Source organism: Streptomyces avermitilis MA-4680 = NBRC 14893 (assembly GCF_000009765.2).
GTDB lineage: Bacteria > Actinomycetota > Actinomycetes > Streptomycetales > Streptomycetaceae > Streptomyces > Streptomyces avermitilis.
On the sequence record NC_003155.5, the window covers coordinates 1,747,825 to 1,770,593 of the forward strand.

Genomic DNA, 22,769 nt, shown 5'->3' on the forward strand with positions numbered 1-22,769 from the left:
CGACTCCTCGGCACCTTCGACACTGCCGGTTGCCGACAGCGCTGAAGAGCAGACCGCCGCGCGCAGCGGCGCACTGGCAGCGCTGAGCTGCCTGAGCGACGCCGAACGTGAGGCAGTGCTGCTGATCGCGTGGGAGGGGCTGAGCCCCGCGCAAGCCGCGCGCGCCGCCGGCTGCTCCACGCCCGCCCTGACTCGCCGCCGTGACGGCGGGAGCGATGGCACTGTCCGGTGCCTTCGGTTCCGGCCCGGACAGCGGACCTCGCGGACCGGTTGAAGCCGAGGCCCTGTCCGCTTTCCCGCTGGAGAACACGACCGACTGGGTCTCCTACGGCGATCACGTGGCGGTCATCCACGTCGACAACGAAAAGATCAGTCCCGTCCCGGACAAGGCGAAGGAGCACGGCGAGGGGCACGTGGACCGCACTGGCCGTGTCGTCATCGACAAAGTCCTCTACAACCGCTCAGGGTCCCCTGAACTGCCGTCTTCCTTCACCACGCAGTTGGCCGGCCTGTGGTGGGAGGACGGCGTGGGCACGCGGGAGTTCAACTTCCGCGGTACCTCCCGTCTCGAGTCAGGGCACAGCTACATCGCCGTCCTAGTCTGGGACGAGGATGTGCAGGGCTTTGAGGCCGCCGCCCTTGGCGGCGTCCTTCCCTTCGACAAGGGCACTGTTGGCCTGGGAGAAATCGACGGCAAGACCCGTCAAAGCCTGCCGCCCGACTGAAGTCGAAGGCATGGCCAAGGAATTCAACGGATCCGACCTCTCTGAGATCGAAGACGCACTGAAGCAGGCCACGCCCTACCCCGCCGCGGCGGCAAACCCCACGCTGCCCGCTGAACAGCGCTACGAGAAAGTCGTAGAGGCAGGCCAAGACACCTGACCCTCCCGGTCGGACTTCCTGTCCCTGCTACTGCCGAACGGGGCCCGGGCCCTCTTCAGGATCCGGGCCCTGTCGCATGTCGGGGGCGCCCGCCGGGTGTGGCGCGCGATGCGCGCCTACGCCGCCAGTTCGACGGCCGGCTCCTGAGTAGCTGACGCTGTCGGGGATCTTGGCTTCCGGTCTGTACGTGCACTGCGCGTAGTGGGAAGTTGGAGGACCTGCGGCGGTCGGGCTGGTCATCGGCCCCATGTGTTCCACTCGCCTGGGGAGGATCGACCGTGACCTCCGATCACGACCTGCTCTGGCGTCGCTGCGCGCACCTGGGCCGTGTCCTGCTGCCTGTGGTGGACGAGGAGGCGTGGCGCCAGGCCCGCCTCCTCGTCCACCAGGAGGCGTGGCGCCAGGCCCGCCGCCACGAGCACCTGGAGGCCTGGGGCATCAACATCGTGGAAGGCGAGCGGCTGATCGAGCTCTTCGCGGCCCTGGCCGCCCATGCCGTCACGGTCGACATTTCTGCATCTGCCGCAGAAATCGACGTCCTACCTCCGAGCGTGGTGGCTGACGCGGCAACCGGTAAACGCGATCTCGAGCTGCTCGCCGGACTCCCGGACACCTTCGCCGACGGCCGCGACGAACTCGCCGTCAAGGTCTTCCGGCTGTACACCTACAGGGGTGGGCAGTACAGCCGCCGGCTTTTCCAGCTGAGCACAGAACTGCGCCGTGCGCTGATCGTCCTGCGCGGCACGCGCAACGCGCGGATCCTCGCATTCGCCGGCTCCGCGTCGCTCTTGGACACTCCAGCGCCGGTCGAGCACCAGCGACCGCATGCCGCGCACCACCTTCGAACCGCACCAGTGCTCATACGCCGTGGCGTCAAGAGTGGCCAGGACTACGGCACCTGCCCGCGAGCTACAACACGCAAGGCTTCACTGCGGCGGCGATGCCTGTGATCAGTAGCGGGATGGCGGCGGCGTGTGCGGGGCACACGAAGCGGTGCCCGGGCAGCTCCGAACGCAGGGCTTCGTACAGCGTGCCACCCGACTCGCCCCTAGGCCGGCACATCGTTGTGTTCCAGCACCGCCATTCCCGCATCGCTCGGCCCGATGTCCGACACACGGGGCCGGCGTTGGGTTTTGGGTCAGCATCAAACCAGCACGGGAGTCAGCACGGCACCGTCAAAGCGCCGCGAACCACGCACCCTGGACACCTCCTCATTCACCACCGGCTGAGCGTCTCTGCCGGAACCCAACGTCCAGGCATGGGGGCCACACGCACACCCCGCCCCTGAACTATGGTGTCCCACCACATGTGCGCCTGACCTGCACGTTCCTACGGTGTCCGGACACGTACCCGTCCCCACCGAACACCCGGAAGTGGTGCACATGGCCTCCGCAGCAACCGCTCCCCCGCCACCCGCCAGCCTCAAGCGCATCGTCGCCGCGAGCCTCATCGGCACCACCATCGAGTGGTACGACTTCTTCCTGTACGGTTCCGCCGCCGCGCTCGTCTTCAACAAGCTGTTCTTCCCGGGCTCCGACCCCCTGGTCGGCACGCTGCTGTCCTTCCTGACGTACGCCGTGGGGTTCGCCGCCAGGCCGCTGGGCGCTCTCGTCTTCGGGCACTACGGCGACCGGCTCGGCCGAAAGAAACTGCTGGTCCTGAGCCTGCTCCTGATGGGCGGGGCGACCTTTGCGATCGGTCTGCTGCCCACGCACTCGACCGTCGGCAGCGCCGCTCCGGTCCTGCTGACCACGCTGCGGCTGGTGCAGGGCTTCGCGCTCGGCGGCGAATGGGGCGGCGCGGTGCTGCTCGTCTCCGAGCACGGAGACGCGCGGCGCCGCGGGTTCTGGGCCTCGTGGCCGCAGACCGGGGCACCCGCCGGGCAACTCCTCGCCACCGGTGTGCTGTCGCTGCTCACCGCCGTACTGTCGGACGCGGCGTTCGTCTCCTGGGGCTGGCGCATCCCCTTCCTGCTCTCCGGTGTCCTGGTGATCGTCGGTTTGTGGATTCGTCTGTCTGTCGATGAATCACCCGTGTTCCAGCAGGCGCTGGCCCGCGCGGAGGCCCGCAGCGCGGCACCGGACGCCGTCGCGGAGAAGCTCCCGCTGGTGTCCGTGCTGCGGCACCACTGGCGGGACGTGCTGGTCGCGATGGGCGCCCGCATGGCGGAGAACATCAGCTACTACGTGATCACCGCGTTCATCCTCGTGTACGCGACGACATCGGCCGGTGTGTCCCGGCAGACGGCACTCAACGCGGTGCTCATCGCCTCCGCCGTGCACTTCGCGGTCATCCCGGCCTGGGGCGCGCTCTCGGACCGGATCGGCCGCCGGCCCGTCTATCTGCTGGGCGCGGCCGGGGTCGGCCTGTGGATGTTCCCCTTCTTCTCACTCATCGACACGGGCGGCTTCGGCAACATGATCCTGGCCGTGACCGTCGGACTCGTACTGCACGGGGCGATGTACGCACCCCAGGCGGCGTTCTTCTCCGAGATGTTCGCGACGCGGATGCGCTACTCGGGTGCGTCCATCGGCGCCCAGTTCGCCTCCGTCGCGGCCGGTGCGCCCGCTCCGCTCATCGCGACCGCGCTGCTCTCCGACTACGGCAACTCCACCCCGATCTCCCTGTACGTGATCGCGGCCGTCGTCCTGACGCTGATCGCGGTGGGCGCGGCGAAGGAGACCCGCAGTCGCGACCTGGCCGCGGTCGACCCCGTGACGGACGCGGAACCCGCCGCGGCACGGGCAGCCGACGCGCCCGCCGTCTGACCCGCTCCCGCCGACCGTCTTTTTCCCCGGTCCTTCCGGCCCCCGTACAGCACACGTACGGGGGTCAGGGCCGTGCGGGTGACGACAACCGGTGCAGACGCAGGGCCAGTTGTATCTCCAGCGCGCGGGCCGGGCTCTGCCAGTCGTCGCCGAGGAGCCGGCCCACCCGCTCCAGCCGTTGCGCCACCGTGTTCACATGGACGTGCAGTTCGTCCTTGGTGCGTGCCGGGCTCATCCCGCAGGCGAAGTACGCGTCCAGGGTGTGCAGGAGGTCGGTGCCCCGCCGTTCGTCATACGCGACCACCGGCCCGATCGTGCGCCCGACGAAGCCGGAGATGTCCCGGTCGCCGGCGAGCAGCAGGCCGAGGAACCCGAAGTCCTCGGCGGCGGCTCCCTCCCCTGCCCGGCCGAGCAGGCGCAGCGCGTCGAGGCATCGCTGCCCCTCCGCATAGGCGGCCCCCACCACGTCCGGGTGGTCGGCGAGGCTCTCCACGGGCGCGGAGGCACCGACGGTGACCGGCTCGTGAACGGCGGTCCCGAGCTGTCCCGCCGTGCGACGGGCCAGCGTCGTCGCGGTGTCCCCGGGATCGAGGGGCAGCAGCAGAACGGTGCCGCCGTCGCGGGCGGCGGCCAGTCCGTGCCGGGTGGCCGCCAGATGGGACGCGGCCGACCACAGGCGTCGGCGCGCGGACGCCTCCTGGTCGGCGTCGGCCGCCGCGCCGTCGAGACGGGCGGCCAGGACCACATGGGTGGCGTCCAGATCGGCGTGCAACCGCCAGGCCCGCTCGCGCAGCAGTCGCGGGTCGCGGTCACGGGCGTCGAGCAGGTCGTCCAGCAGCTCGCCACGGACGCGCTGTTCGGCCTCGGATGCCGAGCGTCTGGCGAGCAGCAACAGTGAGGTGACCATCGCGGCGCGCTCCAGGGTGCGCTGGTCGACGGGGTCGAGGCCCGGATGGCCGCGCAGCACCAGCGCACCGAGGAGCTCCCCGCCGGCCGCCACGGCGGCGATCCAGTCGTCCCCGTGCCGCACGGCGTGGCCCTCGGCGCGGGATGCCTCCAGGGCCACGGCCGGTGTGACCACGGCCTCGGCGAACTCGACCGTACCGTCGAGCACTTGGGAGACCGCCGCGGCCACGTCGTGGACGCCGCCACCGCGCAGGACGAGCTCGGCGAGCCGGTCATGGACGTCCGACGCGCGCTCGATCACTCCGCTGCGATCCCGGATGATCTCGTTGGCACGGGCAAGCCGGTCCAGTGCCGAGCGGGTCTCGGTGAGCAGGTTGGCGGTGTCGATGGCGGCGGCGGCCAGTGCGGCGAACGAGCCGAGCAGCGCGATCTGTTCGCGTTCGAAGACACGGGCGCGGCGGTCCGCGGCGAACAGCACACCGATGACCTGCGGCCCGATCATGAGGGGCACGCCGAGGATCGCCACCAGCCCTTCGTCCCGTACGCCCCCGTCGATGACGCGGGTGTGCTGGAAGCGCTCGTCGTTGAAGTAGTCGGGGGTCACGTAGGGGCGGGCGGTCTGGGCGACGAGGCCGCCGAGCCCCTCTCCCATCCCGAGCCGCAGTTGCTGGAAGCGCGCGGCGACCGAGCCCTCGGTGACCCTCATATAGGTGTCGCCCTCAGCCTCGTCGTGCAAGGTCAGGTACGCGACGTCGGTGCCCAGCAGCGACCGGGCCCGCTGGACGATCGCCTGTAGCACGGCGTCGAGGTCACGCAGTCCGGCCAGGTCATGGGCTGTTTCGAAGAGAGCGGACAGCTCGGCCTCACGGCGCCGTCTGCCCTCCATCTCCGAGCGCACGCGCAGCGCGAGGCGCTTGGTCCGCTCCAGCGCGGCGACCCGCTCGGGAGACAGGCCCTCGGCGCGGGCGAGAAGCACCGGCTGCTCGTACGCGTCGGCGGACGCGCCCCGGGCCAGGAGCTCCAGGAACGGCGCCTTGGGGCCGGTGGCCGCTGCCTCGCCGGAGCGCTGGGGGGACTGCACGTGATCGCGAGACATGTTCACAGGATGACCCAAGGTCGGGCCGGCGCCGCCGGCCCTGTGGACAACTCAGGAATTCCGAGCTGCTCAGTGTGCGGTCCAGCCGCCGTCCAGCGCCAGCGACGTACCGGTGATGAAGGACGCCTGCGGGCTGCACAGATAGGCCACCGCCTCGGCGACCTCCGCCGGCTCGATGAGCCGCTTGACCGCGCTGTCCCGGAGCAGCACCTCGGACAGCACGCGCTCCTCGGGGATCCCGTGCGCCGCTGCCTGGTCGACGAGCTGTTTCTCGACCAGCGGGGTGCGCACATAGGCGGGGTTCACACAGTTCGAGGTGACGCCGTGCGGCGCGCCTTCGAGCGCGGCGGTCTTCGAGAGCCCCTCCAGGCCGTGCTTCGCCGCCACGTACGCCGATTTGAACGCCGAGGCGCGCAGCCCGTGCACCGACGACACATTGACGATCCGCCCCCAGCCCTGTCCATACATGTGGGGCAGGGCACCGCGGATGAGCCGGAAGGGTGCCTCCAGCATGACCGTCAGCACGGTGTGGAAGGCCTCCGGCGGGAACTCCTCGATGGGACGGACCAGTTGGAGCCCGGCGTTGTTGACAAGGACGTCGGTTCCCGCGGCGGAGAGTTCCGCGGCGTCCAGATCGGTGAGGTCGAGGACCTGAGGCTCGACCGTGCCCGCGAGGCCCCGTGCGGCTTCGGCGAGGGTGTCCAGGCCCTCGGGGTCGCGGTCGACCGCTCTCACCTTGGCCCCGGCGGCGGCCAGCCGCAGCGCACAGGCCCTGCCGATGCCGCCTGCGGCGCCGGTGACCAGGGCGGTCCGACCGCCGAGGTCGAGGGAGGTGGCGTGCGGGCCGGGGAGGACCAGGGGCGCGTTCATGCCTTGACCCTAGGCAGCGGCCCCGCCCCGACCGATGTGCTCAGAGCACACTTTTTGCCCTCAGGTCATAGGGTCGAACCATGTGGGTCCATCCGACAGCGCCTGCTTGATCCGGAGCAGCCCGAACTCGTTCAGCTCCGGCAGGGCGTCCAACGGGAACCAGCCGACCTCGAGTGACTCGTCGTCGTTGACGCGCGCCTCGCCGCCGACGGCCCGGCACCGGAACGTGATGTCCATGTACTGGCAGGTGTCACCGTTGTCGTACGTCACCGGCTCCAGGGCCTGCACAAGGACGACCCGTTCGACGACGCACCGCACGGCCGTCTCCTCGTACACCTCCCGCACGGCGCAGGCCGCGGGCTGCTCTCCGGGGTCGGGGATGCCGCCGATCACCGACCATGTGCGGGTGTCGGAGCGGCGCCCCAGCAGCACCCTGCCGTCGTCGTCGAGGACGATGGCGGTGACTCCGGGGAGCCAGAGCAGCTGGTGGCCCGCGGAGGCCCGGATGGTGCGTATGAAGTCGGGAGTAGCCATGCCCCGACCCTAACGGGCCGGTCCCGTCCGGCGTGCGGTCCGGGAACGTCAGCCCTGAAGGGCGTCGTTCCGCCGCCCGCGGACCACGGCGGCGACCGACCAGCCGAGCCCGCCCGCCGCCACCAGTACCAGGACCATCTCGGGCAGGATCCCGAGCCGGGTGGCAGGGGTCTGGGAGGAGCGCAGCGGCACCTTCTGCACGAGTGAGTCGGCCACGAACATCCCGGTCTTCTGCGTGATCTTCCCGTCCGGCATGATCACGGCGCTCACACCGCTGGTCACCGGCACCGTGACGGTGCGGCTGTGCTCCACGGCGCGGACCCGGGACATGGCGAGCTGCTGGTAGGTCATCTCGCTGCGGTCGAACGTCGCGTTGTTGCTGGGCACCGAGATGATCTGCGCGCCGTGGGTGATGTTGTCCCGCACCGCCCAGTCGAACGCGGCCTCGTAGCAGGTGGCGAGGCCGACCTTGGTGCCCGCCATGGTGAACACGCCCGGCTCGGTGCCCCGGCTGAAGTCCTGGCGCACCATCGAGGTCCAGTTCTTGTTGATGGCGCCGAGCAGCGAGCGCAGCGGAAGGTACTCGCCGAACGGCTGGACCTGCCGTTTGTCGTACGTGTCCAGGGCCCCCTTGGCGGGGTCCCACAGGATCTGTTCGTTGTAGAGCTTGCCGTCCCGTTCGACGACACCGCCGACCGAGATGGGGACGCCGACCGCCTTGGCCGCACTGTCGATCACGGCACGCGCGTCGGGGTTGGTGAACGGGTCGATGTCGGAGGAGTTCTCCGGCCACAGCACGAAGTCGGGCTGCGCGACCTTGCCCGCCTTGATCTTCGCGGCCAGACGCTCGGTCTCGCGCGCGTGGTGGTCGAGCACGGCGCGCCGCTGGGCGTTGAACTCGAGCCCCGAGCGCGGCACATTGCCCTGGATGACCGCGACGGTCGCGGTGCCGTCCTCGGCCTTGTCGCTGACCAGGGACCGGGCGGCGAGGGCGCCCACCACCGGGACGGCCACACTCAGCAGCGCCACGGCAGCGGCCCCACGCCGTACGACTCCGGTGCGGCGCCCGTCGACGACCTGGCGCACGATCTCGTACAGCCCGAAACCGCACAGGACGACGGCGAATCCGAGGACCGGGGTGCCGCCGGCCGCGGCGAGCGGCAGGAAGACACCGTCGGCCTGGCCGAAGGCGATCTTGCCCCAGGGGAAGCCGCCGAACGGCGCACGCGCGCGTGCCGCCTCGCCCGCGATCCACAGCGCGGCCGCCCACAGCGGCCAGGCGGGCAGCCGCGACACCATGGCGATGCCCGCGCCGACGAGGGCGACGAAGACCGCCTCCACCACGGCGAGCGCGAGCCACGGGCCGGGGCCGACCTCGACGCCGGTCCACACGAGCAGCGGCAGCAGGAAGCCGAGGCCGAACAGATAGCCGAGGCCGAGGCCCGCCTTCCAGGTGCGGTCCCGCAGCGCCCAGCCCAAAACCGCGAACGCCGGAAGGGCCAGCCACCACAGGGTGCGGGGCGGGAAGCTGACGTACAGCAGCACTCCGGAGAGCGTCGCGGCGGCGGCCGGAACGAGTCGCCGTACCCGTCTGGCACCGCGCGACGCGGGCGCGGCCTGGGGTTCGAGCTGTTCCGGCTCGTCTACGGAGGTTGCGGTGACGGTCACTCGGGGAGTGTACGGCGCGTGACCAAGACGCGGACAGCGCGGTCCGTGCGGCGGCGACCGCTGCTGCCGACACCTCAGGCGCATCGTTTCTGCGCAACTCATCCACAAACCGGCGCATCACCCGTTACGGTGTGCCCCGAGCCTCTGACGTGCGGCCGGATGCGGCCGGACCGGCCGGGGCCCGTCACAGGTCGGGGGGCGGCTGGGTGGGGTCCACGGGGACGGAAGCGGCGGCCGGTACGACGGCCGCCGACGACAGACGCAACGTATCCGACGCGACAGGCATCGCCGTACTCGCCGCATGTGCCACCTGGTCGTTGGTCACGGCCGCCGCACGGGGCGGTCGGCCCGAAGGTGTCCTGCTCGCGGTGCTCGCCGTCTCCGCCGGCTACGCCTCGGGGCGGATCTGCGGGGCGCTCCTGCCGGTCGCGACGCCCTGCGCCGGGGCACTGGCCGGGCTCGGTCTGGTGCTCGCGGCCCCGCACGGCACGGCGGGCCTCCAGGGCTCCTCGCCGCTCGGCCCTGCGGGCGCGACCGCCGCGCTGCTGACGCTCTGCGCGGGAGCGGCGTGCTGCGCGGCGTGGGCGGCGCGTCCTTCGGCATCGCGGCTCGCGCTGCGGCTGCTGGCCGCCGCCATCACGGTGACCGCGGCGGCTCTCGGTTCCCTGACCGGCTTCGCGGCCTGCGCCGGAGTGCTGCTCTGCTCGTCGGCCGCCGACCGGATGCGGCGCCGTGGCCCGGGGCTGGCCTGCCTGGCGCTCGGCACCGCGCTGGTGAGCGCGACAGCCTGGGCGATCGCCGAGAACGTACTGCCTGCCGGGCTGACCACGGCCCTGGAAGGCCAGCTCACAGAGCGCCGGATCCTGTTGTGGCGCGACGCGCTCCGTCTGGCCCGCCAGGATCCGGTGCTCGGCGCGGGGCCTGGACGCTTCGGGGAGCTGAGCCCTACGGCCGCGCAGTCGCTGCTGCCCGACGGCAAGCCGCATTCCGCGCCGCTGCAACAGGCGGCCGAGCAGGGTCTGCTCGGCGTGGCACTGCTCGCGGCAGTGTTCTGCTGGGTGCTGTACGCGCTGTGGCGCAGCCCGCGCGCCACGCCGATCGCGCTCACCGCGGGCGCCTCCCTCACCGCGCTGGCGGCCATCGCCACGGTGGGGGACGCACTGAGCTTCACCACGGTGACGGCGGGAGCGGGGCTGCTGGCGGGGATCGCCACGGCACGGCCGCTTCTCAGTGGGGAGGCGGAAGGCGAGCGCGGGGCGGACTGACCGTCTTCGGACGTCTCGGGGCTCAGTGCGGCACGGCCGCAACGCTCGTCAGTGCGCGGCACCCGGAATGGTCGAGTGCAGCCGGTCGCGAATGATCCGTACCGCCGCTTCCGCGTTGTCCACCGTGATGGTGAACGTGTGGCCGTCCCAGAGGCGCAGCACCACGCCCTCGCCGCGACGGACCACGACCGCGGTGCCCTTCTCGGGCCGCCAGCGATAGCCCCAGCCACCCCACTGACACGGGGTGACGCGGGCCACGAACTCGGCGCCCGCGACCTGCGCGAGAGGGATACGGCGGCGCGGCAGACCGATATGGCCGCAGCGCACTTCCAGGCAGTCCTGGTCGACCTTCACCGCGACGTGCACGAATGCGAGCGTCCCGAAGATGACCAGCAGTCCGGCCGCGATGCAGCCCACGACGGCCATCACGAGCGGGGCGATGCCCGACGTCCACGCCGAGTCGACGGCCAGCTCGACACCGAGCGCCAGGAAGGCGGCACCGCCGAGCGCCAGCAGCCATTGGGCACGATTGGTCGCGCGTCCCGTCCAGACCTCGGTGAGCGGGACGTCTTCGTCGTGGGGGTGGTCCCTCATACCTATGAGACTACTCAGGTTCCGCACCGCGGGCACCGGGTTGCTCAGTGTCACTGCTCCGGGTGGGCGGTCGGGAGACCCAGGGCGCCCGCCCGGTCACGGCCGGTCACCCGGTCACCCGGCCCAGGGCGGGGTCGGTCAACGCGCTGTGCTGAGGGTCTGCAGCAGCTGGCCTTCCTCGTACGCGAGTGCCGGTGCGGGCAGCGTTTCCTCGCGCCCGCCGAGGAGCACGGTGAGGGAGGCGCCCATGGGTGCCTCGGGCGCGGGCAGCTCGCCGATCCTGCGCAGCGCCTGCGCGGCCACCGCTCCTGCGGAACCGTGCAGGACGAGCGGCGGAAGGCCCGGCTTCTGCACGGCGGCGCGAATACGCTCGGCGACGAGTTCGTAATGAGTGCAGCCCAGGACAACGACCCTTACATCGTCCGGGGTGCGCTCCGCGGCCGCGGCGATCGCGGCGTCGATGGCCGCTTCGTTCGCGTGCTCCACGGCGTCGGCGAGGCCGGGACACGGCACCTCGGTGACCGCCACTCCGTCGGCGAACTCCCGAATGAGACCGCGCTGGTACGGGCTGCCGGTGGTGGCGGGCGTCGCCCAGATCGCCACCGGACCGCCACTCGCCGCGGCGGGCTTGATCGCCGGAACGGTGCCGATGACCGGCAGTCCGGGTTCGAAGCGGGCCCGCAACGCGGGAAGGGCGTGCACCGACATGGTGTTGCAGGCGGCGATCAGCGCGTCCGGGCGGTGCGCGGCGGCCGCCTCGGCGACGGCGAGGGAACGTTCCGTCACGTCCTGTGGAGTGCGCGGTCCCCACGGCACGCTGGCGGGGTCCGAGGAGAGAACGAGATCGGCGTCGGGCCGCAGTCGACGTACCGCGGCGGCTGCCGCGAGCAGCCCGATTCCGGAGTCAAGGAGCGCGATCTTCACCCGGTCACCATAGACGATCGGCCTCGACGGGCAGCCGTGGTGGGGCAGACTGCGGCGGGTGAGCGCCGTTGTGTGGATCGCCGCCGGATCACTGACCGCCTGGCTGTGGCTGCTGCTCGGCCAGGGCTTCTTCTGGCGTACGGACGTGCGTCTGCCCCCACGCGTGGAGCCCGCCGACTGGCCGTCCGTCGGCGTCGTGGTGCCGGCGCGCGACGAGGCCGGCGTGCTCCCGGACAGCCTGCCGTCGCTCCTCGCCCAGGACTACCCGGGGCGTGCCGAAATCTTCTTGGTGGACGACGACAGCTCGGACGGCACCGGGGCCCTCGCCCTGGAGCTCGCGGAGCGGCACGGCGGGCTTCCGCTCACCGTCGACTCCCCCGGCGCGCCCCCGCCGGGCTGGACCGGCAAGCTGTGGGCCGTACGTCATGGCATCGGTCTCGCACGCGCGCGTGACCCCGAATTCCTTCTGCTGACGGACGCCGACATCGCGCACGCACCGGACAGCCTGCGGGAGCTGGTGGCGGCCGCGCGTACCGGCGGCTTCGATCTCGTCTCGCAGATGGCCCGGCTGCGCGTGGAGAGTGTGTGGGAGCGGCTGGTCGTGCCGGCCTTCGTCTACTTCTTCGCGCAGCTCTACCCCTTCCGACGGATCGGGACGAAGGGGGCTCGGACGGCCGCCGCCGCGGGCGGCTGCGTACTGCTGCGCACGGACGCCGCCGAGCGGGCCCGGATTCCGGACGCGATCAGGCACGCCGTCATCGACGACGTGGCGCTCGCCAGGGTGGTCAAGGGCGACGGGGGCCACATCTGGCTGGGCCTTGCCGAACGAGTCGACAGCGTGCGCCCGTATCCGCGGCTGCACGACCTGTGGCGCATGGTCTCCCGCAGCGCGTACGCCCAGCTGCGGCACAGTCCGCTGCTGCTGGTCGGCACCGTGCTGGGTCTCGTCCTGGTGTATCTCGTCCCGCCGGGCGCTCTCTTCGTGGGCCTCGCCGCGGGGAGCGCGCCGACGATGGCGGCGGGAGGGATCGCATGGCTGGTGATGACCGGAACGTACCTCCCGATGCTGCGCTACTACCGCCAGCCCCTGTGGCTCGCTCCGCTACTGCCGGTGACCGCGTTCCTGTACCTCCTCATGACGGTCGATTCGGCGGTGCAGCACTACCGGGGACGTGGTGCAGCCTGGAAGGGCCGCACCTACGCCCGTCCCGGCACCGCCTTCGAGGAACGGTGACCGTGCCGGTCGGGCGGTGACGGGTCACTTCCGGCCGGGGGTCCAGTTCATGCCCCACCCGTAGGCGTGGTCGATCGTGCGCTGCGGGCTGACCCCGCGCTCCGGGATCAGATAGCGGGCCTCGCGCTGGACGAGCAGGTCGGCGCCGGTGTTGGTGATGAGGGCCAGCGCGCACACGGTCGAGGGGACGGTGCACTCGTCGAGCGAGAAGTCGACCGCGGCCCCGTTCTGCGGCTGAAGGGTGACCGTGGCGTGCAGGTCGGCGAAGGAGCGGGCACCTTCGTAGATGGTCACGAAGACGAGGATGCGGCGGAAGCTCTGCTTGTGGTCGAGGTTGACGGTGAGGTTCTCGCCGCTCGCCACGGCGCCGGAGCGGTCGTCGCCGTCGAGATGGATGTACGGGGGCCGGTACAGCGAACCGAAGGCGTTGCCGAGCGCCTGGACGACTCCCTTGCGGCCGTCGGACAGCTCGTACAGGGCGCACAGGTCGAGGTCGAGGTCCGCGTGCGTCGCGACGGCCCGGCCGCGCTTGCCGCCCCACCCGGAGAACTGCTTGCGCATCTGCCAGTTGAGGTTCACGCGCAGGGCGCCGGACGTACCGCCCTGCTTGGTGAGCGAGACCGAGGGCGCCTCCTTGGTGAGCGTGACCTTGCTCAGGCGCACCGGGGTCGGGGAGGCGGCGGGCGGCACGGTCATCGGCGGGGGCGGCAGGGGCACGGGCGGGCCGGCCGGCGGAGGGGCGGCGGCCTGCGGGGACTGTGCTTCGGCGGGCCGGCCGACGCGAGTATGCCGTGGGGTCGGCAATAGGTGCTGCGGCTCGTCCACGGTGATGCCGAAGTCCTTCGCCAGTCCTTCGAGTCCGCTTCCGTAGCCCTGTCCCACGGCGCGGAACTTCCAGGCGCCCTGACGGCGGTAGAACTCCCCGAGGACGAAGGCTGTCTCGACGGTCGCGGTGGGGTCGAAACGGGCGACCTCGGAGCCCTGGCGCGCATCGACGACGCGAATGTACAGGCCCGGCACCTGCCCGAACGTTCCGCCGTCGGCGGAGGCGGCGAGCACCACTCTCTCGATGGCGGGCTCCACGCGTGCGAGGTCGACGAAGAGCGTGTCGGTCACCTGACCGCCCGCCTCCCGCGTTCCCTCGTGCCGCACCGCGCCGGAGGAGTGCGCCGGCTGGTTGTAGAAGACGAAGTCGCCGTCAGAACGGACCTTTCCGGAGACGAGCAGAAGCGCCGAGGCGTCCACGTCGGGCCCGCCCGGTCCTGAGCGACGGCCCACCTCGACGCGCAGCGCGGTCGTCGGCACCGGAATATTCGATCCTTTTGGCATTGTCATGTCCGCCCCCATCACGTGCCGCCGCGCCAGGCCCGCGCCTTGGGCAGTCTGTCGGTTCCGTACCGGTCAACTTAATCCCCCAGGGCCGTGAACTCCCCGCCTCATACCCGGACCGAGACCCACCGGAAGATCGCCGGCCGACCGCGAGCCAACCATGAGTCAACCGCGAGTCACAGGAGGTCAACCGCCGGTAACCCGCCAGGAACTCGGCCTTTACACGATTTGAACCTCGATTGCCGCCCTTTTTTGACGTGTTCGCTCGCATTGGGGATCCCGCGTCACTGCCGACACGGAAAACAACCCTCTTATCGGTCTCCCCAACCAGCACATCGTGGGCTTAACTTATGTGCCATGACCTCCCCCCGCTCCACCTATGGCGGCGGTTACTACTCCGCGTCGCCCTTCCCGGACACTCCGATCTACGACTCGCTCGTCGCCGAGCGGGGCACCCCGCAGATCGCCCCGATCCGGGTCCCCTCCGCTTATGACGCGAGCAACAACCTGCCCGCGCTCCCCTCGGCTCTGCCCGCTCTGCCGGCCGGTCCCTCCCAGCAGGTCCCCGCCTACGGATATCCGCAGGCCCAACAGCCCGCCCCGCTGCAGCAGGCGCCCACCGCCTACATCCCGCAGCAGGCCGCCGCCCCGCGCGGCTACCCGGGCGCCCAGCCGCAGCAGCCGCGCCCGATGGCGGCCGGCACGGGTTACGAGGCGATGCGCCCCGCGGCCCCGCGCCCCGCCCCGGCTCCTTACCAGGACCCGTACAACAACGGACAGCAGTACCGCGGATACTGAGCAGTTCACCCCGGACTGTCGGTGCCGCCTGGCACGATGGTCGTATGGGGAACGCGGAGCTGCACTCGATTCACATCCATCCGGTCAAGGCGTTCCGGGGCCAGTCGCCCCGGGAGGCCGTCGTGGAGCCGTGGGGGTTGGCCGGAGACCGGCGCTGGGTGCTTGTCGACGATGGGGGCAAGGTCGTCACCCAACGCCAGGAACCACGCCTGGCCCTGGCCACCGCCGAGCTCCTGCCCGGCGGTGGCGTCCGGCTGTCCGCGCCCGGACACGAGCCGGTCTCCGTCCCTGTGCCGGAGCCGGCCGTCACGACGACGCTGGACATCTTCGGCGACAAGGTGGAGGCAGTCGTCGCCGACGACACCGCACATGCCTGGTGCAGCACCTATCTGGGCGCCGACGTGCGCCTCGTGCACATGGACGACCCCGCCACCCGCCGGCCCGTCGATCCCGACTACGCGCGCCCGGGCGAGACCGTCAGCTTTGCCGACGGCTATCCGCTGCTGGTCACCACCCTCGCCTCCCTGGACTCCCTCAACGACCTGATCGCACAAGGTGATCATCCCGACGAGGGCCCGCTGCCCATGAACCGCTTCCGGCCGAACGTCGTCGTGGCGGGCACCGCGGCCTGGGCCGAGGACGACTGGTCACGGATAGCCATCGGCGAGGTGACCTTCCGGGTCACCAAGATGTGCGGGCGCTGTGTCGTGACCACCACCGACCAAAGCACCGCCGGGCGCGGCAAGGAGCCGCTGCGGACCCTCGGCCGCCACCGCCGCTTCGGCAAGGACCTGGCCTTCGGGCAGAACCTCGTGCCGGAAAGCCCCGGCACGGTGCGCGTCGGCGACCGTGTGCGGATCCTCGAATAGTCCGCTCACGTGGCCTGCCCCGGCCGGTTCGACCGGCCGGCTCGAACCCGATCGCCCCGCCGGTTTCCCCGATTCGGGGCGCGCACGGGGAACCCGGGCCCCGGGCACGGTCGTTGGGACTCGATGAGAAGTTCGTGAAACACCCGTGGGGCGGAGAGGGGTGATCTCGCTCTCTCTTCCCGTGACCCGGGCATGCGCAGCCCGGGCCTGGGTTATCACGGACGCGGAGGCGGAAGGGGGTGCGGGACGATGCGAGCGATCGGAGGCCTCTGGCGCTGGCGGCACAATCCGCTGCGCCGTACGACCGACCTGATCGAGGCCTGGGTGACGCTGACCGCCCTCCTGCTGATCCTCGTCGCCGTGCCCGTCATCGGTGCCGTGGTCGGAGCGGTCGCGCAGGACGCCCTTCAGCAGTCCGTGCGGGACCAGCACCGGGCCCGGCACGAAACGGTGGCCACCGTCGTCAAGAAGCTCAACCGCGGCCCGCTGGACCCCGATCCCGAGACCTCGTCGGCGCGGGACGCGCACAGCCGCGTGCTGGCCGCCTGGACGGGACCCGACGGCTCGGCGCACCACGGCGCGGTGCTGGCGGACCTCAAGACCCCGCACCGCGGCGACCACTTCACTCTCTGGACCGACCAGCAGGGCCGCATGGTGGGCCGCCCGTTGGACACCGCCACCGCGACGACGCACGCCATGCTGGCCGGGTTCGGCGCGGCCGCGATGTCGGCGGGACTCGTCGAAGGCGGCAGACGGCTGATCGTCTGGCGCATGGTCCGCCGCAGATATGCCCGTTGGGACCAGGCGTGGGACAGGGCGGGCCCGGACTGGGGCAGGACCGGCGCCGGCAGCTGACGGCCTTCCGGCTCCGGTCAACCCGCCGTCTCCGCGCACGCTACGGTGGACCGGCCGAACTGTTCGGCATCGACCCGCGTACGACGAGGTGGGGGCACAGCAGCGCCATGGCACAGGGCACGGTCCAGGTGACGCACACCGGCACGTCGAGGTGGCGCCGCCGTACGGGTGAGTACGCATCGCTCGCCGCCGCCCTGGAGGCCGCGGGCGACGGTGACGTCCTCACGGTCGCTCCCGGCACCTACCGGGAAAACCTCGTCGTCCAGCGGGCGGTGACGCTGCGCGGCCCCGAGGGCTCCCCCGGCTCCGTGCGCATCGCCCCGGTGGACGGGGTGCCGCTGACCGTGCGCGCCTCCGCCGTGGTCCAGGACCTGCACGTGGAGGGCCAGGACGCGGCCGCGCCCGCGGTCCTCGTCGAGGAGGGCACGCCGGAGCTGATGGACGTGCGGATCGTCACGCGGTCCGCGGTCGGCATCGAGGTACGGGGCGGCGCGCGCCCCACGGTGCGGCGTTGCACGGTCGACAATCCCGCGGGCATCGGCATCGCCGTACTGGACGGCGGCGGCGGGGTGTTCGAGGAGTGCGAGATCGTGGCCGCGGGCCAGTCGGGCGTCGCGGTGCGCGGGGGCGGCCATCCCCGCCTGGAGCGCTGCCGGGTGCACCACGCCTCGGGCGCCGGCCTGTCGGTCACCGGTGAGAACTCCGCCCTGGAGGCCGTCGGTTGCGAGATCTACGAGATCAAGGGCTCCGGGGTGCAGGCCACCGGGCGGGCCACGGCACATCTCACCGACTGCGATGTGCACCGTACGACGGCGGACGGCGTCACGCTCGACACGGACGCGGTGCTGACGCTCGCCGACTGCCGCATCCACGACGTCCCCGAGAACGCGGTCGACCTGCGCTCACGCTCGGTGCTCACGCTGACCCGCACCACCGTGCGGCAGTTCGGGCGCAACGGTCTGTCCGTCTGGGACCCGGGCACCCGCGTGGACGCCAACCAGTGCGAGATCTTCGACAGCACGGGCGACTATCCCGCGGTCTGGATCAGCGACGGCGCCACCGCCGTACTCGAGGCATGCAGGGTGCACGACGTGCCGGACGCGCTGTTCGTCCTGGACCGCGGCTCGCGTGCGGACGTCGTCGACAGTGACCTCTCGCAGGTGCGCAACACGGCCGTGTCGGTCAGCGACGGCGCCACCGCGCAGCTCGACGACTGCCGCATCCGGGACGCGGCGACGGGCGCCTGGTTCCGCGACCACGGCAGCGGCGGCACGCTGTCGGGCTGCACGGTGGACGGCACACAGACGGGTGTGATCGTCACGAAGGGCGCCGACCCCACCATCGAGCGCTGCACGGTGACTTCACCGGCCGAGGCGGGCTTCTACGTGTCCGCCGGGGGCCGCGGCAGCTTCCACAACTGCCGGGTGACGGACAGCGGCGGCTACGGCTTCCATGTCATCGACGGCTGCCGTGCGACGCTGAAGAAGTGCCGCACGGAGCGGTGCGCGCGCGGCGGCTACGAGTTCGCGGACGGCGGGCCCGGCGCACCGGGCGGAGGCGGTGCGATCGTCGAGGACTGCACCAGCGACGAGAGCGCCGGTCTGCGTCCCCCGGCCCAGGCGACCGCCGTCGAGACGACCAGCCAGTCGCCCGGCCTGCTGGGCGCGATCCCCGGCCAGCGCATCACCGAGCACGAACCGCACATCGCGGCCGCCCCGGAGCCCGAGCAGCCCTCGCGCACGTCGAAGGCGGTGCTCGGTGAGCTCGACACACTGGTCGGCCTGGAGAGCGTCAAGCGCGAGGTCCGTGCCCTCACCGACATGATCGAGGTGGGCCGCCGCCGGCAGCAGGCGGGGCTCAAGGCGGCCTCCGCCCGCCGCCATCTGGTGTTCACGGGCTCTCCCGGCACCGGCAAGACGACGGTCGCCCGGCTCTACGGCGAGATCCTCGCCTCGCTCGGCGTCCTGGAGAAGGGTCATCTCGTCGAGGTGTCCCGGGTCGACCTGGTCGGCGAGCACATCGGATCGACGGCCATCCGCACCCAGGAGGCCTTCGACAAGGCCCGCGGCGGGGTGCTGTTCATCGACGAGGCGTACGCGCTGTCCCCCGAGGACTCGGGGCGCGACTTCGGCCGTGAGGCGATCGACACGCTGGTGAAGCTGATGGAGGACCACCGGGACGCGGTCGTGGTGATCGTCGCGGGCTACACGGCCGAGATGGAGCGGTTCCTGACGGTCAACCCCGGTGTGGCGTCCCGTTTCTCGCGGACCATCACCTTCAGCGACTATGGGCCCGAGGAACTGCTGCGGATCGTGGAGCAGCAGGCCGAGGAGCACGAGTACCGGCTGACGCCCGGCGCGGGCGAGGCACTGCTGAAGTACTTCACGGCGATTCCGAAGGGGCCCGCGTTCGGCAACGGGCGTACGGCACGGCAGACCTTCGAGGCGATGGTCGAGCGGCACGCGGGCCGGGTCGCCCAGCTCGACGAGCCCAGCACTGACGATCTGACCCTGCTCTACCCGGAGGACCTGCCGGAGCTGCCCTGATCTCCGGCGCCGCCCTGATCCCCACCCACGTCCTGATCCCCACCCACGCCCTGGTCCCCGGCGGCGCCCCGGGCGCGCGGTCCCGGCACGTCCGGGCGCAACCGCGCCAGCAGCCGCTCCCGTTCCTCCGCGAACGCCGGATCCGCCTGGTAGCCCCCGTGCCCGAGGATCGGCGCGGGCAGCGGATGCTCCTCCGTGCGGCCGTAGGCGAGCGGATCCCGCAGCGGGGCCCGGTCGACCTGCGGGCCGCAGTCACCGGGCAGCCGGACGGGCCCGCCGATGGGATCGGTGAGCCGGTACAGATTGCGCCAGCAGTCGACCTCGCGGTGCAGGGCGCTGAGGGCCGCCGGACCGAAGTGGGCGGGAAACCAGCGCCCGTACAGCCGCTCCAGCGGAGACCCGTACGTCAGCAGCCCGACCCTCCTGCGTTCCGAGGGCTTCAGCTGCCAGGCCGCGGCGGCCGCGAGCACGCTGCCCTGGGAGTGGCCGGAGAGGACGAGCCGTCCGCCCGTCGCACGGGTCCAGGTGGCCATGCGCCAGGTCAGGTCGGGCACAGCCCGCTCGGCGTAGCAGGGTGGGGCGAAGGGGTGGGCGGCACGCGGCCAGAACGTGCCGACGTCCCACAGGATGCCGATGGTGCGCCGCGCGGCGGGGTCCTTGTAGGCGCGGCGGCCCCAGGTGACGAAGAGTATGAAGCCGAAGCTGATCAGCCAGGAGCCGAGCCCCTGCGCGGTGTCGGCGCTGCCCTGGACGAAGGAGTACGTGCCGCGGGCCGCCCTGCCGGGAACGTCACCGGTGGCCGCGGCGCCGACCAGGGCGGCCGCGCCCAGGAGCAGCGTCACGGTGGACGTGATGCCCACGACGAGGGGTGCCCGGTCGGTGAGGGCGGCCATCGCTCGGGTGCTCGCGATACGGCGGGTGCGGGTCGTGTCCTGCGGCTCCCCGTGGTGGTCGCGCTCCACGGCGTCCATCTCGGCGCGCCGCAGCAGCCAGGTGCGCCGGGCCAGCCAGGCGAACAGCACGAGCAGGACGATCAGCAGCGGCGGGATCGCGGAGGCCTGCCAGGTGAGCAGGACGGGCGGGCCGGTCATGACACCCCCGCTGCCGTCCAGCCAGTCGGCGACCCGCTGGGAGATGCCTCCGGACATCACGCTGCCGAGCGCGCAGGCCAGCATCGCGACGGCGGGTCCGGCGAGGCCGCGCATCGCGGTGCGCGCTTCGGTGGGGGTGCCCCCTGCTGGAGCGGAGCCGACAGCCTGGGGGAGGGTGCGGTACAGCACCCGGGCGACCACCCCGAGCGCGATCACGACCAGGCCCTGCGTCAAGGCGATCCCGCCGAACGTCATGTCGCCGGGCAGCCGGCCCGTCGAGTGCCAGCCGGGGCGGGACCACCCGGCGTACAGCATGGTGAGCGCGAGCAGCGCAAGGGCGCCCCTGGGCAGCCGGCGCACCAGTGTTCCGTCGAGTTCCCGGTCGAGCCGGTTCTCGGTGCGGCCCCTGCGGCAGACGACCCAGACCACAACGACCGCGCCCCCGACAAGAGTTGCGGCGAGAAGCCCGGCCAGCCATTGGAGGGCGGCCGGGCCGCCGGCCCGGCTGTCGTGACGGACGGCGGAGGCGCCGACCGCCGCGGCCACGGTCAGAAAGCCCGCGGCGGTGTGCGCGGCGCGCAGCCTGGCCACCAGGCGGCGGCCGTACCAGAAGCCCGGGCGGCCGAGGGCCGTGCGGTGGGTCTCTTCTTCGGGCTCGGCCCGGCGGGAGATCGGCTGCTGGGACTCGTACGCGCTCCAGGTGCGGTGGGAGAGGTACCAGAGCAGGCCGGTGAGCGCGGCCGGTGCCAGGGCGGCCAGGGCGAGGCGGCGTCCGGGCTGGCTCCACCAGCCGCCGGAGGCGACGGGTGACAGGAAGCCCAGCCAGGAGTGCTTCTCGGCGCAGGCGTGCGTGCCGGCGCACTGCCAGGCGGCGAGGTCCAGTGCGACCTCGCAGGCGGCCGCCACCAGCAGCACGGTGAGGGTGAGGCCGATGAGCCGGACCAGCAGCCCGTACAGGCGCACCGTCCGCTTCCGGCCGCGCGTCGCGGGACGCATCCAGTGCGCGAGGTTGATCACCATGAAGGGCAGCAGCAAGAGCCACAGGGCGCGGGCGCCATTCCCGGAGGTGAGGTTGCACCAGACGTACGCCTCCGGGACCGGGGTGCCCCGGTGGTCGCCGGGCCGCCGCTCCGCGTCGGCGTCGTCGGCGCGCCGGTAGACCGCCGCGGTTCCGTCGCCGGTGATCCGCACGGTCCGCGGATCGTTCAGCATCTCCTCGGGTGTGGTGCCGCCGACTCCGTGGACCAGCAGTTCCAGAGCGGTCCCGGCCGCTTCGGGCCGCTGGGTGGAGTCTCCGCGCTCCCCCGCCGAGGCATGTTCGTGTGCACGCTCCACTGTTCCGCACTTCCCCCGTGCCCCTATGGCGTGTGTCATGTGCAGGCACAGGATCTCCGCTGCGGCACGCCCGCACACCTGTAGTCGCCGAATCTCACCGATCCGTGTGAAAGTGGCGGGCGGAGGATCATGATGTGAGGTGCACGGGCGATGGCGCGGCCCGCGGTGCCCCGTGCGAGGATGGGGCGTCCTCCGGGGCCGGTGGCGGGGCGAAGGTCCTCGTGGGAGCCGGTGCTCGGGGCGTGTCGGGTGTACTGAGGCGAAAGGACCGGAGCGGACGTGAGTGAGAATCAGAACCTCCTCGCGGAGCAGCGTCGCGCCCTCATCCTCGACGAGGTGCGAAGGCGCGGCGGCGTCCGTGTCAACGAGCTGACCCGCAAGCTCGGCGTGTCCGACATGACGGTCCGCCGCGATCTGGACGCCCTCGCCCGTCAGGGTGTGCTGGAGAAGGTGCACGGCGGCGCGGTGCCGGTGGTCGAGGCGAGCACGCACGAGCCCGGCTTCGAGGCCAAGTCGGGTCTGGAGCTGACGGCCAAGGAGGACATCGCGCGAGCCGCGGCCGAGCTGGTCGCACCGGGCACGGCGATCGCGCTCTCCGGGGGTACGACGACGTACGCGCTGGCCCATCAGCTCGTCGACGTGCCGGACCTGACGGTGGTGACCAACTCGGTGCGCGTGGCCGACGTCTTCCACGCGGCGCAGCGCACTTCGGGTCAGCGGCAGGGCGCCGCCACGGTCGTGCTGACGGGCGGAGTGCGTACGCCGTCCGACTCGCTGGTGGGGCCTGTCGCCGACCAGGCGATCGTGGCGCTCCACTTCGACGTGCTGTTCCTGGGAGTGCACGGCATATCGGTCGAGGCGGGCCTGTCGACGCCGAACCTGGCGGAGGCGGAGACGAACCGGCGACTTGTGCAGTCGGCACGGCGCGTCGTCGTGGTCGCCGACCACACCAAGTGGGGCACGGTGGGCCTGAGTTCGTTCGCATCGCTGGATCAGGTCGACACGCTGGTGACCGACGCCGGACTGCCGGCCGGGGCGCGCGCGGAGGTCTCGGAGCACCTGCGGCGTCTGGTGGTGGCCGGGGAGCCCGGGGACGGTACAGACATCTGACGGCCCGCCAGCTATGGTGACGCTGCCCGCGCCGCGCCCCGTGGTGGGGGCCCGGCCCTGTCACCGTTCGCTTCCGCTCGGGAACTCCGTTTCCC

19 protein-coding genes are annotated in these 22,769 nt (G+C 71.9%); 11 read left to right on the forward strand and 8 right to left on the reverse strand.

All coding sequences use genetic code 11. The features are described 5' to 3' along the window. Positions 1–215 precede the first annotated feature (215 nt). From SAVERM_RS07545 to SAVERM_RS07555, 4 genes are all read left to right on the forward strand, one after another. On the forward strand, positions 216–725 hold the full coding sequence (locus SAVERM_RS07545) for a hypothetical protein (protein WP_037646017.1): 510 nt from the start codon (positions 216–218) through the stop codon (positions 723–725). A 10-nt stretch (positions 726–735) separates the two neighbouring features. Then, positions 736–882, forward strand: coding sequence for a hypothetical protein (locus SAVERM_RS42700; protein ID WP_154696723.1), 147 nt, complete (start codon positions 736–738; stop codon positions 880–882). 278 nt (positions 883–1,160) lie between these two features. Beyond that, a complete protein-coding gene (locus tag SAVERM_RS07550) occupies positions 1,161–1,832 on the forward strand; it encodes a hypothetical protein (protein ID WP_037646015.1) in 672 nt (223 codons plus the stop codon). Positions 1,833–2,264: 432 nt separating this feature from the next. Beyond that, the gene (locus SAVERM_RS07555) at positions 2,265–3,650 is read left to right on the forward strand and encodes an MFS transporter (RefSeq protein ID WP_037646013.1); all 1,386 of its coding nucleotides are present in this window, start codon (positions 2,265–2,267) and stop codon (positions 3,648–3,650) included. Positions 3,651–3,714: 64 nt separating this feature from the next. Here SAVERM_RS07555 and SAVERM_RS07560 read toward each other — a convergent pair whose 3' ends face one another. The 4 genes from SAVERM_RS07560 to lnt form a co-directional block, all read right to left on the reverse strand. Next, complete coding sequence (locus SAVERM_RS07560) at positions 3,715–5,652, reverse strand: helix-turn-helix domain-containing protein (protein WP_010982857.1); 1,938 nt, start codon at positions 5,650–5,652, stop codon at positions 3,715–3,717. Positions 5,653–5,721: 69 nt separating this feature from the next. Further along, positions 5,722–6,522: a 3-hydroxybutyrate dehydrogenase gene (locus tag SAVERM_RS07565; RefSeq protein ID WP_010982858.1), complete on the reverse strand. Its 801-nt coding sequence runs from the start codon at positions 6,520–6,522 to the stop codon at positions 5,722–5,724. Between the two features lie 60 nt (positions 6,523–6,582). After that, positions 6,583–7,056, reverse strand: a complete 474-nt coding sequence (locus SAVERM_RS07570; RefSeq protein WP_010982859.1) for an NUDIX hydrolase — start codon at positions 7,054–7,056, stop codon at positions 6,583–6,585. Between the two features lie 48 nt (positions 7,057–7,104). Beyond that, complete coding sequence (lnt, locus tag SAVERM_RS07575; protein ID WP_010982860.1) at positions 7,105–8,724, reverse strand: apolipoprotein N-acyltransferase; 1,620 nt, start codon at positions 8,722–8,724, stop codon at positions 7,105–7,107. Between the two features lie 206 nt (positions 8,725–8,930). Here lnt and SAVERM_RS07580 point away from each other — a divergent pair, with 206 nt between their 5' ends. After that, the gene (locus SAVERM_RS07580) at positions 8,931–9,989 is read left to right on the forward strand and encodes an O-antigen ligase family protein (protein ID WP_107083160.1); all 1,059 of its coding nucleotides are present in this window, start codon (positions 8,931–8,933) and stop codon (positions 9,987–9,989) included. 48 nt (positions 9,990–10,037) lie between these two features. Here the strand turns inward: SAVERM_RS07580 and SAVERM_RS07585 are convergent, their stop codons facing one another. Then, a complete protein-coding gene (locus SAVERM_RS07585) occupies positions 10,038–10,583 on the reverse strand; it encodes a hypothetical protein (RefSeq protein ID WP_010982862.1) in 546 nt (181 codons plus the stop codon). Positions 10,584–10,721: 138 nt separating this feature from the next. Continuing rightward, a complete protein-coding gene (locus tag SAVERM_RS07590; RefSeq protein WP_010982863.1) occupies positions 10,722–11,507 on the reverse strand; it encodes a glutamate racemase in 786 nt (261 codons plus the stop codon). 58 nt (positions 11,508–11,565) lie between these two features. Between SAVERM_RS07590 and SAVERM_RS07595 the strand changes: the two genes are divergently transcribed. After that, complete coding sequence (locus SAVERM_RS07595; protein WP_010982864.1) at positions 11,566–12,741, forward strand: glycosyltransferase; 1,176 nt, start codon at positions 11,566–11,568, stop codon at positions 12,739–12,741. A gap of 24 nt (positions 12,742–12,765) precedes the next feature. Here SAVERM_RS07595 and SAVERM_RS07600 read toward each other — a convergent pair whose 3' ends face one another. Continuing rightward, complete coding sequence (locus SAVERM_RS07600; RefSeq protein ID WP_042492830.1) at positions 12,766–14,076, reverse strand: TerD family protein; 1,311 nt, start codon at positions 14,074–14,076, stop codon at positions 12,766–12,768. A gap of 351 nt (positions 14,077–14,427) precedes the next feature. On the opposite strand from SAVERM_RS07600, the gene SAVERM_RS07605 reads away from it, so the two are divergent. The 4 genes from SAVERM_RS07605 to SAVERM_RS07620 all read left to right on the forward strand — a co-directional run bounded on the left by SAVERM_RS07605 (position 14,428) and on the right by SAVERM_RS07620 (position 19,138). Continuing rightward, the gene (locus SAVERM_RS07605; protein WP_010982866.1) at positions 14,428–14,868 is read left to right on the forward strand and encodes a DUF6643 family protein; all 441 of its coding nucleotides are present in this window, start codon (positions 14,428–14,430) and stop codon (positions 14,866–14,868) included. A 44-nt stretch (positions 14,869–14,912) separates the two neighbouring features. Beyond that, on the forward strand, positions 14,913–15,737 hold the full coding sequence (locus SAVERM_RS07610) for an MOSC domain-containing protein (protein ID WP_010982867.1): 825 nt from the start codon (positions 14,913–14,915) through the stop codon (positions 15,735–15,737). 249 nt (positions 15,738–15,986) lie between these two features. Further along, entirely contained in the window at positions 15,987–16,592 is a 606-nt protein-coding gene (locus SAVERM_RS07615) for an Rv1733c family protein (RefSeq protein WP_010982868.1), read from the forward strand. A 107-nt stretch (positions 16,593–16,699) separates the two neighbouring features. Then, the gene (locus SAVERM_RS07620) at positions 16,700–19,138 is read left to right on the forward strand and encodes a right-handed parallel beta-helix repeat-containing protein (RefSeq protein WP_010982869.1); all 2,439 of its coding nucleotides are present in this window, start codon (positions 16,700–16,702) and stop codon (positions 19,136–19,138) included. Here SAVERM_RS07620 and SAVERM_RS07625 read toward each other — a convergent pair. Next, positions 19,108–21,564, reverse strand: a complete 2,457-nt coding sequence (locus SAVERM_RS07625) for a hypothetical protein (protein WP_107083162.1) — start codon at positions 21,562–21,564, stop codon at positions 19,108–19,110. The genes SAVERM_RS07620 and SAVERM_RS07625 overlap by 31 nt on opposite strands. 279 nt (positions 21,565–21,843) lie before the next feature. On the opposite strand from SAVERM_RS07625, the gene SAVERM_RS07630 reads away from it, so the two are divergent. Further along, positions 21,844–22,674, forward strand: a complete 831-nt coding sequence (locus SAVERM_RS07630; protein ID WP_010982871.1) for a DeoR/GlpR family DNA-binding transcription regulator — start codon at positions 21,844–21,846, stop codon at positions 22,672–22,674. The last annotated feature ends 95 nt before the right edge of the window (positions 22,675–22,769 follow it).

Excerpts from the sequence above, each read along its gene's own strand:
- SAVERM_RS07545 (WP_037646017.1), top strand. The coding sequence starts at position 216 with ATGGCACTGTCCGGTGCCTTCGGTTCCGGCCCGGACAGCGGACCTCGC.
- SAVERM_RS42700 (WP_154696723.1), top strand. The coding sequence starts at position 736 with ATGGCCAAGGAATTCAACGGATCCGACCTCTCTGAGATCGAAGACGCA.
- SAVERM_RS07555 (WP_037646013.1), top strand. The coding sequence starts at position 2,265 with ATGGCCTCCGCAGCAACCGCTCCCCCGCCACCCGCCAGCCTCAAGCGC.
- SAVERM_RS07560 (WP_010982857.1), bottom strand. The coding sequence starts at position 5,652 with ATGTCTCGCGATCACGTGCAGTCCCCCCAGCGCTCCGGCGAGGCAGCG.
- SAVERM_RS07565 (WP_010982858.1), bottom strand. The coding sequence starts at position 6,522 with ATGAACGCGCCCCTGGTCCTCCCCGGCCCGCACGCCACCTCCCTCGAC.
- SAVERM_RS07570 (WP_010982859.1), bottom strand. The coding sequence starts at position 7,056 with ATGGCTACTCCCGACTTCATACGCACCATCCGGGCCTCCGCGGGCCAC.
- SAVERM_RS07585 (WP_010982862.1), bottom strand. The coding sequence starts at position 10,583 with ATGAGGGACCACCCCCACGACGAAGACGTCCCGCTCACCGAGGTCTGG.
- SAVERM_RS07600 (WP_042492830.1), bottom strand. The coding sequence starts at position 14,076 with ATGACAATGCCAAAAGGATCGAATATTCCGGTGCCGACGACCGCGCTG.
- SAVERM_RS07605 (WP_010982866.1), top strand. The coding sequence starts at position 14,428 with ATGACCTCCCCCCGCTCCACCTATGGCGGCGGTTACTACTCCGCGTCG.
- SAVERM_RS07610 (WP_010982867.1), top strand. The coding sequence starts at position 14,913 with ATGGGGAACGCGGAGCTGCACTCGATTCACATCCATCCGGTCAAGGCG.
- SAVERM_RS07615 (WP_010982868.1), top strand. The coding sequence starts at position 15,987 with ATGCGAGCGATCGGAGGCCTCTGGCGCTGGCGGCACAATCCGCTGCGC.
- SAVERM_RS07620 (WP_010982869.1), top strand. The coding sequence starts at position 16,700 with ATGGCACAGGGCACGGTCCAGGTGACGCACACCGGCACGTCGAGGTGG.